Below are 14777 nucleotides of genomic sequence, written 5' to 3' on the forward strand. Positions count from 1 at the left end.
CGATGCCGCCCGCCGCGCGCGCGCCGCTCTTCTACGGCTGGTACGTCCTCGCCGCCAGCGTGGTGATCGAGCTCTTCGGGCTCGGCTTCGGCATCTTCGCCATCACCACCGTCTACCCGTACATCATCGACGCCTTTCCCGATTGGTCGCGCAGCACGGTATTCCTGCCGACGTCGCTGATCATCCTGATCGTCGGCCTGATGAGCCCGCTGACCGGCTGGTTGCTCGACCGCTACCCGATCCGCTGGCTGTTCACCGTCGGCATCGTCGTCCAGGGCGTCGCGCTCTACCTGTTCGCGCACGTGCAGACGCCGGCGCAGTACGTCGGCAGCTCGCTCCTCCTCGGGCTCGGCATGTCGGGGGTGACCATCCTCCCCAATCAGGTGCTGGTCTCGCGCTGGTTCCACGCCCGCGTCGGCCTGGTCAACGGCATCGTCCTCGCCGCCACCGCGCTCGGCGCCGCCCTGGCGCCGGCGTTGATCACCCGCCTGATCGAAGCGCTCGACTGGCGCCGGGCGTTCATGATCATGGCCGCGATCGCCAGCCTGCCGCCGCTGGCGGTGGTGCTGCTGGTCGTCCGCGGCCGGCCCGAGGAGATGGGCCTGCAGCCCTACGGCAGCGACCGGCCGGCGGCAACGGCGAGGCCGGCGCCGCTGACGGGCATCGCGCTCGCGGACGCCATCCGCCTGCCGGTGTTCTGGGTGTTCGCCGCCGCCATCTTCCTCGGCGGCATGCCCTGCTACGCGTTCAACAAGCACATCCTCGTGTTCCTGAAGGAGCTCGGGTTCGATCCGGTCAGCGCCGCGGACCACAAGAGCTTCTTCTTCTTCGTCTCCGCCTGCGCGCGCCTGGTGTTCGGCGCCCTCGCCGACCGGATGGACCGTCGCAACCTGCTGCTCGCCGAGATCGTGCTGATCGCCGCCGGCTTCCCGATCCTCTTCCTGGTGCCGGCTCACCCGCAGGTGCTCGTCCCGGCGCTCCTCCTCTTCGGCGCCGGCTACGGCGGCCTGCTGCCCTCGATTCCCATCCTCTCCGTCCACTATTTCGGCCGCCGCCACCTCGGCGCCATCCTCGGCGCCTACAAGGTCAGCTACGACCTCGCCGCCGCCGGCGCGCCGCTGTTCACGGCGATGCTCTACGATCACTACGGATCGTACGCCGTGGCCATGGTGGCGCTGACCGCGATGGCATGGCTCGCCGCCGCGTTGGTGGCGGTCGCGCTGCCGCACCAGATCCGCGCCGGCGCGATCGACGCCGTCCGTCGCGCCGACGCGACGGACGCGATCCCCGGTGGCTGACGGGCTACCGGCCCGCTCGGTCACTGCCAGCGTTCGCGGCAGCGTGGCGCGCGGAGCGTCCGCGAGGCGGCGCCCCCCACGGCGGCACGCCCCTGCCGGCCGCGGTTACGGACATGGCGGCGAAGCGCTGGCCGATCGATCTTCGGGACCTCCCCTCATCGCTCGCGCACACTCACCGTCCCCAGCTTCAGCCCCGGCACGCGCTGAAAGTGGTCGCGATTTCGCGTCAGCAGGGTTCCGCGATGCACGAGAACGATCCCGGCGATCAGGCTATCCCCCATGCCGATCGCCTTCCCCTGCCGCTCCAGGGTGCGTCGCACCAGCGCCGCCCGGTCGGCGGCGGCCGCGTCGAGCGGGAGCGTGGGCAGGGCGGCGAGCAACTCGGCGATCATCTTCTCCTGGCGGGGCGTCCGCGCGCCCGCCAGCAATTCGAAGCGGGTGACGGCAGTGGTGCGCAGCGCCGCGTGCTCGATCTCGAGCGCGATCCGATCGGCGACCGGATTGGCGTCCGAGAGAAAGTCGATGAGCACATCGGTGTCGGCGATCATCATCGCCACGACCCTCGGATGCTCGCCGCCGCCTCGCGCAGCCGCTTCGCGTCCTTCTCGTCCAGCACGCCGCGCAACAGGAGCGCTCGCCGGCGCGTATCGTCCGCCCGCGCATGCGCGTCGAGGTAGAGCTCGAGCGCCTCCTGGACCAGGTTCGAGAAGCCCTTTTCCCCCCGCCGCGCCGCCAACTCGAGCAACCGGGCGCGCTGCTCCTGCCGGATCTCGATCGTCGTCCTCATGTTCGGACCGTGACATGCATGTGCATGCACATCAAGATGAAGCGGATCAGGATTCGCCGCAGCGCCCCTCCGCCCATCGACACGGCGCCGCCGCCACGCGCGGGCGGCTACGGGCGCGGGTCGAGCACCGCCAGGAGGTCGTGGAGAACGCGGTTGACCGGCGTCGGCACGCCGTGGCGGGCGGCGGCGCGCAGCACGGCGCCGTTGAGCGCGTCGTACTCCAGGCGGCGGCCGCGCTGGCGGTCCTGGAGCATCGAGGTCTTGAGCGCCGCCAGCTCCTCGGCGCTGTGGCGGAGCGACGCGTCGACCCGCGCCGCCGCGAGCGGCACGCCGTTGGCCTGCGCCACGGCGACCACTTCCAGCATCGCCGCCCGCACCAACGCCCGCCCGTCCGCGTCCGCCAGCAGCGCGCCGACCGTGCGTTGGGTGACGGCGGTGGTGGCGTTGAACGCGGCGTTCCAGGCCAGCTTGTCCCACAGCATCACGGCGATGTGACGCGAGGCGCGGTGGTCGACGCCGGCGGCGGCGAACAACGCCTCCAGGCGGGCGACGCGGGCGCTCGGGCGGCCGTCGAGCTCGCCGAAGATGATGCGCCCGCCGGAGTCGAGCTGGACGACGCCCGGCGCCACCAGCTCGGCGCCGATGTGCGTCAGACCGCCGAGCAGCGGCGGCAGGTCGAGCGCGGCCGCGAGCCGGGCCTCGTTCTCGATGCCGTTCTGCAGCGAGAGCACGATGGTGTCGGGACCGACCACCGGCCGCAGCGCCGCCGCCGCGGCATCGGTGTCGTACGACTTCACGCACACCAGGACGACGCTGCGCGGCCCCGCCTCGGCGGGCGTGGCGACCGCCCGCAGCGGGGCGACGCGCTCGACGCCGCGCGCCGATGCGATGCGCAGGCCGTCGCGGCGCAACGCCTCGAGGGTGGCCCCGCGGGCGACGAACACGACGTCGACGCCGGCCTGCGCCAGGCGGCCGCCGAAGAAGACGCCCAGCGCCCCGCTGCCCATCACCAGCACCCGCTCCCGCGTGCGCCCGTCGTCCTTCATGGCTGGCCAGTGCTACAGTCGCGCGTCACGCCTGCAGAGGTAGCGCGGAATGCCGATCCAGTCACCCGAACGCTCGCCGATCCTGATCCTGTTCACCCTGGCCCTCGCCCTGACGGTCGTGCTGCTCGAGATCGGGGCCATCGCCTACGCCTACGAGCGCATCGGCATCGACTCCCGCTACCTGATCAGCCTCCTCGCCCTGTCGCTCATGGGCAGCGGGCTCAACCTGCCGCTGGCGCGCTACGGCGATCCCGACGAGGCGGGCCGGCCGGCGAACCTGCTGGCCATCAACGTCGGCGGCGCGCTCATCCCGACGGGACTCTCGCTCTACCTGCTGGCGCGCGGCGCGGCGCCGCCGATCGCGCTCCTCGCCGTGGCGCTGGTGGCGCTGGTGGTGCACCGCATCGCCCGGCCGCTGCCGGGGATCGGCATCGCGGTGCCGGTCATCGTGCCGCCGTTGATTGCCGCGTGCGGCGGCCTGCTCCTGGCCCCGCACGCGGCACCGGCCGTCGCCTACGTCGCCGGCTCGCTCGGCACGCTGATCGGCGCCGACCTGACGCACCTCGGCACGCTGCGGCGGCTGGGCGGACCGGTGGCCTCGATCGGCGGCGCCGGCACCTTCGACGGCATCTTCGTCACCGGCATCCTCGCCGTGCTCCTCGCCTGATGGACGAGCCACAGGTCGTGCGCGTCGGCGCGCAGCGCCGCGCGGTCGAGGACTGGAGCCTGGCGCTCGCCGCGATCGGCGTCGACTCGCGCATCGACTGGAGCCCGCAGCACGGCTACCTGCTGCTCGTCGCCGCCGCCGCGGCCGCGCGCGCCCGCGCCACGCTCGACGCCTACGACGAGGAGAACCGACCCCGCCCGGCACCGCCGCCACCGCCCGAGTACGGCCGCGGCATCGCCGCGCCGCTGCTCGCGGCGGCCCTGTGCGCGCTGTTCGTGCTCACCGGCCCGCGCGCTGGCGGACACCCGTGGTTCGCCGCCGGCGGCGCCGACGCCCGCCGGATGCTGCGCGACGGCGAGTGGTGGCGCGCCGTGACGGCACTGACGCTGCACGCCGACTTCCCGCACATCTTCGCCAACGCGGTGGTGCTGCTGCTCTTCGGCACCTCGCTGTGCACCATGGTCGGCCCGGGCGCCGGCCTCTGGCTCATGCTGCTGTCGGGGGCCGCCGGCAACGCGATCAACGTCCTGGTCCGCGGCGCGCCGTACGAAGGCATCGGCGCCTCGACGGCGATCTTCGGCGCGCTCGGCGCGCTCGCCGCCATCCGGGTCGTGCAGCGGCGCGCCGGCGCGACGGTGTCGCCGTGGCGCGCCTGGGCTCCCTTCGCGGCGGCGCTGGCGCTGCTCGGCATGCTCGGCTCGTCGGCGCGCAGCGACGTGCTGGCGCACCTGTTCGGCTTCCTCGCCGGCGTCGGGCTGGGCGGCGCGCTCGCCGTGCTGCGGCCGCGCCCCCTGCCGCCGGCGGCGCAGCGCGGGCTGATCGTCGCCGCGGCCCTGGTCGTCCTCGGCTGCTGGCTGCTGGCGCTGAGCGACGGCGCTTGACCGCGCCGCGGCGGCCACGGCAGATGCCCGGCATGGTGAAGCTGATCTTCCTCTGCCGCCGACGACCCGACATCACGCACGAGCGCTACGTCGATCGGCTGCTGCAGGGACACGTACCGATCGCCCTGCGCCACCATCCGACGCTGCGCCGTTACACCGTCAACATCGTCGAGCGCGGGCCGGACAGCGAAGCGGCGCTCGACAGCATCGGCGAGCTGAGCTTCGACTCGCTGGCCGACTATCGCGAGCGCCTCTACGACTCGCCGGAGGGCGAGCGCGTCGTCGGCCGCGACGTCGCCGGCTTCATGGGCGGCGCGGACGCCTACGCGACCACCGAGATCGTCCAGCGCTCGACCGCGCCGCGGCCGCTCGGGCAGCGCGCCGCCGGGGTCAAGATGTTCTGCCCGCTGCGCCGCCGGCCGGACCTGACGCACGAGGAGTTCGCCCGGCACTGGCAGACGGTCCACGTGCCGCTCGCCCTCACCCACCACCCGCACATGAGCCGCTACGTCACCAACATCGTCGACCAGCGCCTCTCCCCCGAGGCGCCGCAGTGGGACGGCTTCGCCGAGATCACCATCGACCCGACGCAGCCGCTGTTCGCCTCGCCCGAGGGCGAACGGATCATCCGCGAGGACATCGCTCGCTTCATCGGCCACACGTTCCCGTACGTGGTCGCCGAGTACGTGCAGAAGGCGTGATCGCCCCCCGCCGCGGCCGGCCGTTCGCCGAACGCGGGCAGGCTGGGAGCGCTACTTCCTGCGCATCAGTTGCCGATACCGCACCATGTGCCGCACCGCTTCGTCGCGGCGGCCGAGGCGCGACAGGAGCTGCGCCAGGTTGTAGTGCGCATCGGCGAAGCCCGGGTTGAGGGCGACGGCGCGGCGATAGTGGGCGGCCGCCTCGGCGCTCTTCTCCAGATCCTCGTTGGCCAGGGCGAGATTGAAGTGCGTCACCGGATCGGTGTCGTCGCGCAGCAGCGCCTGGTGATAGCAGCGTGCCGCCGCGGCGGGATCGCCGGCCTCGTGCGCCAGGCGGCCGAGGTTGACCCAGGCATCGGCGTGCCCGGGATCGATCCGCACGGCGCGCTCGTAGGCGGCGCGCGCTCCCTCCACGTCCTCGTCCTCGAGCGCCACCCCGCGCTCGAACCAGTCCGTGGCCGACTCGCCGGACGGCGGCGGGGCCGCCCTGGACGGCCGCGGCGGCAGCGCCCGCGGCGCGGCGGCGCGCCGCGCCAGCTCGTCGACCGTGAAGGCGAACTGGAGCTGGCCGCTCTCCGGCTGCCAGACGCGGTCGCCGCTGCGCGCCACCACGCGGCCGCCGGCGGCGACGATGCGCACGCCCGACAGCGGCCGGTCCGCGGGCAACTGCCGCAGCAGCTCGCGCAGGGCGCGGCGCACCCGCGCCGCCGGCACCCGCGCCTGCCGCAGGCCGAGCGCCGTGCGCAGCAGCACGACGTCCTGGAAGGCGAAGCGGAACTGGCGGCCGTCGCGCCCCGGCCGGCACCAGCCGGCGCGCACCATCGCCCGCACCCGCGCCGGCGGAACGGCCAGCACGCGGGCGACGTCGGCGGTGCGGAGCGGCGAGCTGTTCACGGCGATGGCCAGCGCTGCAGTCGGACGCGCTGGATCGCGCGCCGGCCGCGCATCACCGGCTCTTGCGCCCGCGCTCGCCGCCGCTGGCGACGCTCTTGGCGGCGCCGGCGGCGCTCTTGGCCCGCGCCGGCCGCCGCTCCGGGACCGCGGCTGCGGGCTCCCCACCGCGGCTGGCGAGGCTCGCCTTCAGCGCCTCCATGAGGTCGATGATCTGGCCCTTGGCGGCGCGCGCCGGTCCGACCACGATCTCCTCGCCGGCGACCTTCCGCTCGATCAGCGCCAGCGCCCGTTCGCGGTACTCGTCCTTGTATTTCGTCGGATCGAACTCCGACGATGCCAACTGCTCGATCAGTTGGATGGCGAGCTGCAGCTCGCCCGGCTTCACCGTCACCTCGTCGCCGCGCTCGATCTCGCCGAAGTCGCGCACCTCGTCGGCGTAGAACAGCGCGTGCATCATGAGCCCGCCCTGCGCCTCGCGCAGGAGCACGAGCTGCTGCTTGCCGCGGGTGGAGAAGCGCGCCACGGCGCCGCGGCCGGCGCTGTGCATCGCCTCGCGCAACAGCCGATACGCCTTGTTGCCCCCCTTGTCGGGCCCGAGCAGGTAGGTCTTTTCGAAGTAGATCGGATCGACGCTGGCGATGGGCACGAACTCCTCGATCTCGATCGACTGGTCGCTCTGCTGCTCCAGGGCCTTGAGCTCCTCGCCGCTGAGCACCGCGTACTGGTCCTTGGCGTATTCGTAGCCCCGCGTCATGGCGTCGCGCTCGACCACCTCGCCGCAGGTCTGGCAGACGTACTGCTGCCGCAGGCGCGAGTTGTCCTTGGCGTGCAGCATGTTGAAGGACAGGCTCTTCGACTGGGTGCCGCTGAACAGCTTGACCGGAACGGACACGAGCCCGAAGCTGATCGTCCCGGATGCAATTGCGCGTGGTGCCATCGGCGGGTTCCTTTCGCGACCGCGCCGCACTGTACCATCGCGACGCGGTCCGGGCGAGCGATTTTGTGCTATGAGCGAGCATCCGATGGGCGCCTCCCGTTCGCTCGACCCCTACCGCCGCAAGCGCGATCCGGCCCGCACCAGCGAGCCGTTCGGGGCCGCGGCGGGGCGCTCCCCGGCGGCTGCGGCGCAGCGCTTCGTGGTCCAGCAGCACGCCGCGCGGCGGCTGCACTGGGACCTGCGGCTGGAGATCGACGGCGTGCTGGTGAGCTGGGCGATCCCGCGCGGCCCGTCGGTCGACGCCAGCGCGCGCCGTCTGGCGGTGCAGACCGAGGATCATCCCCTGGAGTACGGCGGCTTCGAGGGCCTGATCCCGGCCGGCAATTACGGCGCCGGCGCGATGATCATCTGGGACGCTGGGCGCTACCGGCTGCTCGACGGCAGCGAGCCCGGCGCGGCGCTGGCCAGCGGCAAGCTCGATCTCGAGCTGATCGGCCACAAGCTCCGCGGCCGCTGGGCGCTGGTGCGGACCAAGGGCGAGCAGGGCCGGCAGTGGCTGCTGTTCAAGAAGCCGGACGCGGCGGCGGGCGGCGCCGATCCGGTCGCGACGATGCCGCAGTCGGTGGTGTCGGGGCTGACCGTCGGCGAGCTGCGCGACGGCGTCCGCCGCGATGCCGAGCTCGCGGCCGCCGCCGACGCCGCCGGCGCGCCGCGCGGCGCCCTGTCGGCGCGGGCGCTGTCGCCGATGCTCGCCGAGGTGAGCGAGAAGCCATTCAGCCGCGCCGGCTGGCTCTTCGAGCTCAAGTACGACGGCATCCGCGTCCTGATCGTGCGCCAGCACGGCGCCGCGCCGCGGCTGCGGGCGCGCAGCGGCCGCGACGTCACGGCGGAGTTCCCCGAGATCGCCGCCGCGGCGGCGCATCTGCCCTGCGACGACTTCGCGATCGACGGCGAGCTGATCGCGCTCGACGAGCGCGGCACCGGTTCCTTCGAGCGGCTGCAGGGGCGCCTCGGGCTGGTGAACGCGTGGGACGTCGAGCGCGCCGCGGCGGCGATCCCGGTGCAGGTGTTCGCCTTCGACCTGCTGGCGGTTGCCGGTCGCGATGCGCGGGCGCTGCCGCTGACCGCGCGCAAGGCGCTGCTCGAGCGCCTGCTGCCGGCGCGCGGCGTCATCCGCTACACCGACCACGTCGATGCCGACGGCGAGGCGTTCTACGCCGCCGCGGCCGAGCACGAGGTCGAGGGCATCGTCGCCAAGCGCGCCGATTCGCCCTACCGCAGCGGCCAGCGCAGCCGCGACTGGCAGAAGATCAAGCGCCCGCGCCGCGGCCGCCTGGCGGTCGTCGGCTACGTCCCCGGCAAGGGCGCGCGGGCGCCGCTCGGCGCGCTGATCCTCGCCTGGTGGCGCGACGGCGAGCTGGTGCACGCCGGCAACGTCGGCAGCGGCCTCGGCGAGGCGCAGGTGCGGGCGCTGCGTGCCGCGCTCGAACCGGCGCGACGGGCGACGCCGGCGTTCACCGTCGGCGCCGACCCGCTGCCGCGCGGCGCGGTGTTCGTCGCGCCGCGCCTGGTGGCGCGGGTGCGCTACACCGAGGTCACCGAGCGCGGCATGCTGCGACAGCCGGTGCTCGAGGACATCCTGGCCGACGTCCCGGTCGCAGACGCCGACCACCGGCCCGGCGCCAGCGCGGCGACGCGCGACGCCGCGCCGCCGCCGCCAGGTGACGACGCGCCGCCGCCGCGCTTCGCGCCGAGCAACCAGGGCAAGGTGTTCTGGCCGGCCGACGGCTACACCAAGGGCGATCTGCTCGCCTACTACGGCGCCATCTGGCCGGCGATCGCGCCCTACCTGCGCGACCGACCGGTGGTCCTCACCCGCTATCCGGACGGCATCGAGGGCAAGTCGTTCTTCCAGAAGAACGCCCCCGACTTCGTGCCCGACTGGGTGCCGACCTGCCGCGTCGAGGACACCGAGTACTTCCTCTGCAACGAACGCGACGCCCTGCTGTACGTGATCAACATGGGCTGCATCCCGCTGCACGTCTGGAGCGCGCGCCGCGGCAGCATCGAGCGGCCCGACTGGGCGATCCTCGACCTCGACCCCAAGGGCGCGCCGCGGCGCGACGTCATCGCCGTCGCCCGCCAGATCCATGCCCTGCTCGCACCGCTCGGCGCCCCGCACTACATCAAGACATCGGGACAGCAGGGGCTGCACATCCTCATTCCGCTGGGAGGAGCGCTCACCCACGACCAGTCGAAGACCTTCGCCGAGGTGCTGGCGCGGCTGGTCGCCGAGGCGCTGCCCGCGATCGCCACCGTCGCCCGGTCGCTCGGCGACCGCGGCGGCAAGGTCTACGTCGACTACCTGCAGAACGGCTTCGGCAAGACCATCGCCGCGCCCTTCTCGGTGCGTCCGCTGCCCGGGGCGCCGGTGTCCACGCCCCTCGCCTGGAGCGAGGTCACGGCCCGGCTCGATCCGGGGCGCCACACCATCCGCACCGTCCCGGGGCGGGTCGCCGAGCGCGGCGATCCGATGCGCGCGGTGCTGGAGACGCGGGCCGACATCCCATCCATCCTCGCCGCGCTGCGGCGGCAGGTGCGCGACTGAATTCCCTCCCGCGTCGATCGTCCGAGCGCGTCGTGTCGGAGCCCAGCGACCGCGACCTCGTGCAGCGCGCCAACCGCGGCGAGGTCGAGGCCTTCGAGGCGCTCTACCGCCGCCATCGCGACTGGGTGGTCGCCCTCGCCGAACGCTGCACCGGCAATCGCGACGACGCGCTCGACGTGTTGCAGGAGACCTTCGCCCACCTGTTCCGCCGCTTCCCCGACTTCGAGTTGACGGCGCAACTGCGGACGTTCCTCTACCCGGTGGTGCGCCACCTGGCGCTCGATCGCGTCCGCCGACGGCGGCCGGCGGTCGACGTCGAGGCGCTGGCCGACGCGCTGCCGGCGCCGCCGCCGTCCGCCGGCGGCGATCTCGGCCGCCTGCTGGCGGCACTGCCGGCCGGGCAGCGCGAGGTGCTGCTGCTGCGCTACGCCGACGACCTGTCGCTGGCGCAGATCGGCGATGCGCTCGGCATCCCGGTCGGCACCGTGAAATCGCGACTGCACGCGGCACTCGCCGCCCTCAAGGCGCGCGCGCGGTAACCGGCCAGGCAGCGGACACCGCTCCGGCGGCTCAGCGGATGACGTAGCCGAACCACAGCGTCAGCGCGGCGATGCCGATCAGATCGAGCAACAGGCCGTAGCGGATCATCTGCCGCTGCGAGACGTAGCCGGTCGCGTAGGCCATGGCGTTGGTGGGCGTGGACACCGGCAGCATGAAGCCGAAGGTGCAGGCGGCGGTCGCCGCGATGCCGAGCCCGATGACGTCGGCGCCCACCTGGGTGCTCACCGCCAGCACCACCGGCACCACCATGTTGGCGCTGGCGGTGTTGGAGGTGGTCTCCGACACCACGATCGCGAGCAGCGAGAAGGCGAACACGAGCCACGGGCTGTGCCCCGCCGGCACGTAGGAAGCGAGCAGCGTGCCGAGCGACGTGGCGACGCCGGTGTCCATCATGAGCTGCCCGAGGCACATGCCGCCGCCGAACAGCACCACCACCGGCCAGTCGATGCGCGCCAGATCCTCGATTTCCAGGATGCGGCGGGTCGATCCCCCGCCCTGCGGCAAGCAGAACAACGCCCCGGCGACCACCACCGGCACCACCGACTCCGGCAGGTGGGCGTTCAGGTACTCGCTCAGCGCCGGCGCGAACAGCGACAGGATCGACGGCGTGATCCACAGCAGCGCCGTGACCAGCAACGCCGCCACCACCCGCCGCTCGACGCCCCGCCAGGGGCCGAGGGCGGCGTAGCGCCCGGCCATCTGCGACCGGTCGTAGGTGAGCGCCGCGGCATCGTGGCGAAACAGCCAGGCGAGATAGGCGATCATCGCCAGCAGGACGAGGAAGGTGACCGGAAATACCTCGACCACCCACGCGCCGAAGGCGATGCGCCGGCCGGTGGCCTGCTCGATCAGTCCGATGCCGATCAGATTCGGCGGCGTCCCCACCGGGGTGAACAGGCCGCCGATCGAGGCGGCGTAGGTGACGATGAGGACGAAGGCGGCTCCCATTCGGCGCGGCGGCGTGTGGTCATCGGACATCGCCACCAGGACCGACTGGGCGATCGGGAGCATCATCGCGGTCACCGCCACGTTGCTCATCCACGCCGACAGCGCCGCGGTGGTGAGCGCCAGGACGACGAAGGCGCGGATCGGCTCGCTGCCGATCGCCCGCAGCGACAGCACGCGGTAGGCGATGCGCTCGTTCAGGCGATGCTTGAAGGTCACGCCGGCGAGCAGGAAGCTGCCGATGAAGAGCATCAGGATCGGATTGCCGAAGGCGGCAAAGGCCTGGCTCGCCGGCGTCGCCCCGACCAACACGGCCAGCGAGGGACCGAGCAGCGCCGTGACCGCGATCGGCAACGCCTCGCTGAGCCAGAGCGTCACCACCACCAGCAGGACGGCGGTCAGCCGGCGGCCGCTTTCCGGGATGTCGGGCAGCGGCCACGCGTACACCGCCGCCGCCAGCCCGATCGCGACCGCCCACACCGCCGCCTGCTGACGCCCGGTCAGCGCCGCTCCGCCGCCCTCCTCCGCCATCGGCGCCGTCTTAGCGCCGATCGGATCGTCGCTCCAAACCGAGACGCCGCCAGTGTCAGAAGCGGTGGGCGCGCACGACCTGCAGGCAGCCGAGAATCGCCATCGTCGTCGCCCCGCTGACCACCAGCTCGGCGAGCCACCAGTCGGGCGGCACATAGCCGGGGCCGAGCCAGGCGGTGGCGAGTCGGCTGCCTATGCCAGCCAGCAAGGCGAGTGGCATGCTGACGTCGAACCCGAACAGCAGACGCAGAAGCAGCGCCATGATCGCTCCTTCGAGTGCGGGTTCGACTTCGGGCATTTCGGCTCTCGCTCCCGCCCCCGCTGCCCGCGGTGGCTGTGGGTTCAACCCTCGTGCCTAGCAATCGCGATGCTCACGGCACGCCACCGTGATCGCCGTCCGCCGGGTCAACGCCTGGTGTGACACAGGACATGCGGGTGTTGGTTTTCTGCCGCTGCGGTACTGGTTGCGTCGACTCCAGCCACCGTCTTGACGCACAAAATGGGCGCCCGGCGCCGCGTTGCGGCACCGGATTCTGCCCGCCGCCGACGGCTTTCGGTGAACCGTTTCGCGCCCTCGGACGCTACAGGGGTGATGCCCCGGGTTCCGCGATGACCGACCATCACCTCGACCTGCTGGACCTCGATGCCCATCGCGCCGGCGAGCCGCTCGCCGCCGCGGCGCGAGCCCACCTCGCATGGTGTCGCGAATGCCAGAGCGACCTCGCCGAGCTGCAGGCGCTCGCCGAGGCGTTGGCCCTGCCGCCGCCGCCGGTTGACGTGCCACCGGAGCGCGAGGCCGCCCTCCGGACCCTCGCCGAGCAGCGGGCGGCGATCGCCCGCGCCGCCCATCGCCGCCGCCCGCAACTCGGCCCGGCCGCCCGCTGGACCGCGGCGGCGTTGCTCGTGCTGGCGATCGGCGCTCTGGTTCTGCGGCAGCGCCAGGCGCTCCCACCCTCGCCGGGGCAGGCGGCCGCTCCCGCCGTCCGCCCGACCCTGACCCTGGCGCAGGCCGACCTCAACGGCGACGGCCGGGTCGACATCCTGGACGCCTTCGTGCTGGCGCGCGCGGTCACCCGCGGCACGCCGCGGGTCGGCGACGCCGATCGCCACGATGTGGACCGCATCCTGGCGCTGGCGGTGTCGCTCGACCACCCCGAGGGCCAGCCATGAACGCCCGGCCCATCCGATGCCTCCTGGCGGCGCTGGCCCTGCTCGCCAGCAGCGCCGCCGGATCGCCGGCGCAGCGCTACCAGCCGGTCGAGGTCTACATCGACAGCGGCGACGCGCCGCTCGCCGCCTACCAGGTCGAGGTGACGATCGAGGGCGACGCGATGATCGTCGGCGTCGAGGGCGGCGACGCTCCCGCCTTCGCCCCGCCGCCGCACTACGACCCGCGCGCCCTGGCCGGCGGACGGATCATCATCGCCGACCTGGACGTCGGCAGCGAGCTGCCGCGCGGCCGCACCCGCGTCGCGACGCTGCACATGCGCGAGACCGGGGCCCAGCCCACCTACCGCGCCACCCTCCAGGCCGCCGCCGACGCCGACGGCACGCCGATCCCCGCCATCGTCCGTCTCGAGGTCGACAGAGGAGACCCCGCATGATCCCCGGGATGTCGACGCGGCCGGCCGCGCGGCGGCGGGCGACCGATCCACCGGACACCGCACCGCAGATCGCCCGGGTGGCACTCAGTGGGGGCGCCGGCGCGCGCCGGCGGCGAAGATCGCGGCGGCGACGAGCGGGGCGAGCGCGGCGAGCGAGAACATCGTCCGGTAGCCGGAGCGCTCGGCGACGATCCCGAATGCGAAGGCGCTGCCGGTGACGCCGAGGTTGAAGGCGCCGTTGAACAGCGCCTGGGTGCGGCCGAGCTGGGCCTCGCTGGCGACGTCGACCAGAAAGGCGTGCAGAGTCGGATAACTGAGGCCCTGCGCGACGCCGAACAGGGCGCCGGCGGCGACCAGGCTGATCAACCCCTCAACCCGCCCGAGCCAGAAGATCGCCCCCCCGAGCAGGAGCAGCGAGGGCAGGATCACCCGCGCGCGGCCGACGCGGTCCGAGGCGCCGGCGCCGATCAGCCGGGTGAGGATCGCCGTGCTGGTGTAGGCGGCGAAGAAATAGGCGACACGGCCGAGCCCGTGGCTGGTGACGTAGGTCGGGATGAAGGTCATGACGCAGCCGAACCCCATGCCGGCCAGTGTCATCGTGGCCGCGACCAGCCAATGGATCGGCTGCAGGCGGCGCGCGCCGGGCGCCACCGCGAGGGCCACGTGACGCGGCTCCGGCAACGGCGCCGCGATCACCAGGGCGATCAGCGAGCACACCGCCGCGGCCGCGAAGAGCGCCGGGAATCCGGCCCGCCGCACCAGTTCCTCGCCGAGGCCGGGCGCGATGGCATGAGTGAGCATGGTCGAGAGCCCGAACACGCCGAGCGCGCGCGCGCGCCGCGCTCTCGGCGCGAGCTCGGCGGCAAAGGTGGTGGTCGCCGTGAACGCGGCCGCGAAGCTGGCACCCTGCAGGATGCGCAACGCGAACGCCGCCGGCCCGATGGCGTGCACGAACTGGAACCCGATCGATGCCGCGCTCATCGCCGCCGCCCCGGCGAGCAGAAACGGCCGGCGGCCGACGCGATCGATCGTCGTCCCGACCAGCGGCAGCACCAGCAGCGACGCCAGTCCCGAGCTGCCCATCACGGCGCCGATGCGGCCTTCGCTGCCGCCCAGCCCATGCAGGAAGAGCGGCAGGAGGAAGTAGGATGCGAAGCTGAGGAAGAAGAAGAAGTTCGCGAGCGTGGCGCGGAGAAACGGGCCGCTGAGGAGACGATCGGACATGCGACAGCCGCCGCCGGTCGTATCGGCTCGCCAGCACGCACACAACCGCGCCCCGGTTGTCGCGCCATCCGCGCCGCGGCAGTATGCAGCATG

At 73.2% G+C, this 14777-nt stretch carries 16 protein-coding genes; 8 read left to right on the top strand and 8 right to left on the bottom strand.

From position 1 onward, the window contains the following. The first annotated feature begins 2 nt into the window (after positions 1-2). A complete protein-coding gene (locus KF840_20115; protein ID MBX3027211.1) occupies positions 3-1298 on the top strand; it encodes an MFS transporter in 1296 nt (431 codons plus the stop codon). Positions 1299-1453: 155 nt separating this feature from the next. Here KF840_20115 and KF840_20120 read toward each other — a convergent pair whose 3' ends face one another. From KF840_20120 to KF840_20130, 3 genes are all read right to left on the bottom strand, one after another. Continuing rightward, complete coding sequence (locus KF840_20120) at positions 1454-1849, bottom strand: type II toxin-antitoxin system VapC family toxin (GenBank protein MBX3027212.1); 396 nt, start codon at positions 1847-1849, stop codon at positions 1454-1456. After that, positions 1846-2085: a hypothetical protein gene (locus KF840_20125; GenBank protein ID MBX3027213.1), complete on the bottom strand. Its 240-nt coding sequence runs from the start codon at positions 2083-2085 to the stop codon at positions 1846-1848. The genes KF840_20120 and KF840_20125 overlap by 4 nt, the downstream gene beginning before the upstream one ends. A 107-nt stretch (positions 2086-2192) precedes the next feature. Beyond that, complete coding sequence (locus tag KF840_20130) at positions 2193-3131, bottom strand: 2-dehydropantoate 2-reductase (GenBank protein ID MBX3027214.1); 939 nt, start codon at positions 3129-3131, stop codon at positions 2193-2195. A gap of 49 nt (positions 3132-3180) precedes the next feature. Here KF840_20130 and KF840_20135 point away from each other — a divergent pair, with 49 nt between their 5' ends. The 3 genes from KF840_20135 to KF840_20145 are packed head-to-tail and all read left to right on the top strand — an operon-like array spanning position 3181 to position 5380. Further along, the gene (locus KF840_20135) at positions 3181-3798 is read left to right on the top strand and encodes a DUF1614 domain-containing protein (protein ID MBX3027215.1); all 618 of its coding nucleotides are present in this window, start codon (positions 3181-3183) and stop codon (positions 3796-3798) included. Continuing rightward, positions 3798-4679 carry a rhomboid family intramembrane serine protease gene (locus KF840_20140; GenBank protein ID MBX3027216.1) on the top strand — a complete coding sequence of 294 codons (882 nt, stop codon included), beginning with the start codon at positions 3798-3800 and terminating at the stop codon, positions 4677-4679. The genes KF840_20135 and KF840_20140 overlap by 1 nt, the downstream gene beginning before the upstream one ends. A gap of 32 nt (positions 4680-4711) precedes the next feature. After that, positions 4712-5380, top strand: coding sequence for an EthD domain-containing protein (locus KF840_20145; GenBank protein ID MBX3027217.1), 669 nt, complete (start codon positions 4712-4714; stop codon positions 5378-5380). Between the two features lie 51 nt (positions 5381-5431). Here the strand turns inward: KF840_20145 and KF840_20150 are convergent, their stop codons facing one another. Beyond that, positions 5432-6274 (bottom strand): tetratricopeptide repeat protein, encoded by an 843-nt coding sequence (locus tag KF840_20150; GenBank protein ID MBX3027218.1) that lies wholly within the window; start codon positions 6272-6274, stop codon positions 5432-5434. A gap of 52 nt (positions 6275-6326) precedes the next feature. After that, the gene (locus tag KF840_20155; protein ID MBX3027219.1) at positions 6327-7211 is read right to left on the bottom strand and encodes a Ku protein; all 885 of its coding nucleotides are present in this window, start codon (positions 7209-7211) and stop codon (positions 6327-6329) included. Between the two features lie 85 nt (positions 7212-7296). Here KF840_20155 and ligD point away from each other — a divergent pair, with 85 nt between their 5' ends. Next, the gene (gene ligD, locus KF840_20160) at positions 7297-9819 is read left to right on the top strand and encodes a DNA ligase D (GenBank protein ID MBX3027220.1); all 2523 of its coding nucleotides are present in this window, start codon (positions 7297-7299) and stop codon (positions 9817-9819) included. Positions 9820-9851: 32 nt separating this feature from the next. After that, the gene (locus tag KF840_20165) at positions 9852-10358 is read left to right on the top strand and encodes a sigma-70 family RNA polymerase sigma factor (protein ID MBX3027221.1); all 507 of its coding nucleotides are present in this window, start codon (positions 9852-9854) and stop codon (positions 10356-10358) included. A gap of 31 nt (positions 10359-10389) precedes the next feature. Here KF840_20165 and KF840_20170 read toward each other — a convergent pair whose 3' ends face one another. Further along, positions 10390-11856: an SLC13/DASS family transporter gene (locus KF840_20170; GenBank protein MBX3027222.1), complete on the bottom strand. Its 1467-nt coding sequence runs from the start codon at positions 11854-11856 to the stop codon at positions 10390-10392. A 55-nt stretch (positions 11857-11911) separates the two neighbouring features. Continuing rightward, complete coding sequence (locus KF840_20175; protein ID MBX3027223.1) at positions 11912-12118, bottom strand: hypothetical protein; 207 nt, start codon at positions 12116-12118, stop codon at positions 11912-11914. A gap of 347 nt (positions 12119-12465) precedes the next feature. Here KF840_20175 and KF840_20180 point away from each other — a divergent pair, with 347 nt between their 5' ends. Next, on the top strand, positions 12466-13026 hold the full coding sequence (locus KF840_20180; protein MBX3027224.1) for a hypothetical protein: 561 nt from the start codon (positions 12466-12468) through the stop codon (positions 13024-13026). Beyond that, positions 13023-13460: a hypothetical protein gene (locus KF840_20185; protein MBX3027225.1), complete on the top strand. Its 438-nt coding sequence runs from the start codon at positions 13023-13025 to the stop codon at positions 13458-13460. The genes KF840_20180 and KF840_20185 overlap by 4 nt, the downstream gene beginning before the upstream one ends. 84 nt (positions 13461-13544) lie before the next feature. Here the strand turns inward: KF840_20185 and KF840_20190 are convergent, their stop codons facing one another. After that, on the bottom strand, positions 13545-14684 hold the full coding sequence (locus KF840_20190) for an MFS transporter (protein ID MBX3027226.1): 1140 nt from the start codon (positions 14682-14684) through the stop codon (positions 13545-13547). Positions 14685-14777: the final 93 nt, after the last annotated feature.

Source organism: bacterium (genome assembly GCA_019637795.1).
Taxonomy (GTDB): Bacteria; Desulfobacterota; Binatia; order HRBIN30; family CADEER01; genus JAHBUY01.

Coding starts and splice junctions, on each gene's coding strand:
- KF840_20170 (MBX3027222.1), bottom strand. CDS start 11,856: ATGGCGGAGGAGGGCGGCGGAGCGGCGCTGACCGGGCGTCAGCAGGCG.
- ligD (MBX3027220.1), top strand. CDS start 7,297: ATGGGCGCCTCCCGTTCGCTCGACCCCTACCGCCGCAAGCGCGATCCG.
- KF840_20185 (MBX3027225.1), top strand. CDS start 13,023: ATGAACGCCCGGCCCATCCGATGCCTCCTGGCGGCGCTGGCCCTGCTC.
- KF840_20155 (MBX3027219.1), bottom strand. CDS start 7,211: ATGGCACCACGCGCAATTGCATCCGGGACGATCAGCTTCGGGCTCGTG.
- KF840_20175 (MBX3027223.1), bottom strand. CDS start 12,118: ATGGCGCTGCTTCTGCGTCTGCTGTTCGGGTTCGACGTCAGCATGCCA.
- KF840_20145 (MBX3027217.1), top strand. CDS start 4,712: ATGGTGAAGCTGATCTTCCTCTGCCGCCGACGACCCGACATCACGCAC.
- KF840_20135 (MBX3027215.1), top strand. CDS start 3,181: ATGCCGATCCAGTCACCCGAACGCTCGCCGATCCTGATCCTGTTCACC.
- KF840_20130 (MBX3027214.1), bottom strand. CDS start 3,131: ATGAAGGACGACGGGCGCACGCGGGAGCGGGTGCTGGTGATGGGCAGC.
- KF840_20140 (MBX3027216.1), top strand. CDS start 3,798: ATGGACGAGCCACAGGTCGTGCGCGTCGGCGCGCAGCGCCGCGCGGTC.
- KF840_20120 (MBX3027212.1), bottom strand. CDS start 1,849: ATGATGATCGCCGACACCGATGTGCTCATCGACTTTCTCTCGGACGCC.
- KF840_20125 (MBX3027213.1), bottom strand. CDS start 2,085: ATGAGGACGACGATCGAGATCCGGCAGGAGCAGCGCGCCCGGTTGCTC.
- KF840_20115 (MBX3027211.1), top strand. CDS start 3: ATGCCGCCCGCCGCGCGCGCGCCGCTCTTCTACGGCTGGTACGTCCTC.
- KF840_20180 (MBX3027224.1), top strand. CDS start 12,466: ATGACCGACCATCACCTCGACCTGCTGGACCTCGATGCCCATCGCGCC.
- KF840_20190 (MBX3027226.1), bottom strand. CDS start 14,684: ATGTCCGATCGTCTCCTCAGCGGCCCGTTTCTCCGCGCCACGCTCGCG.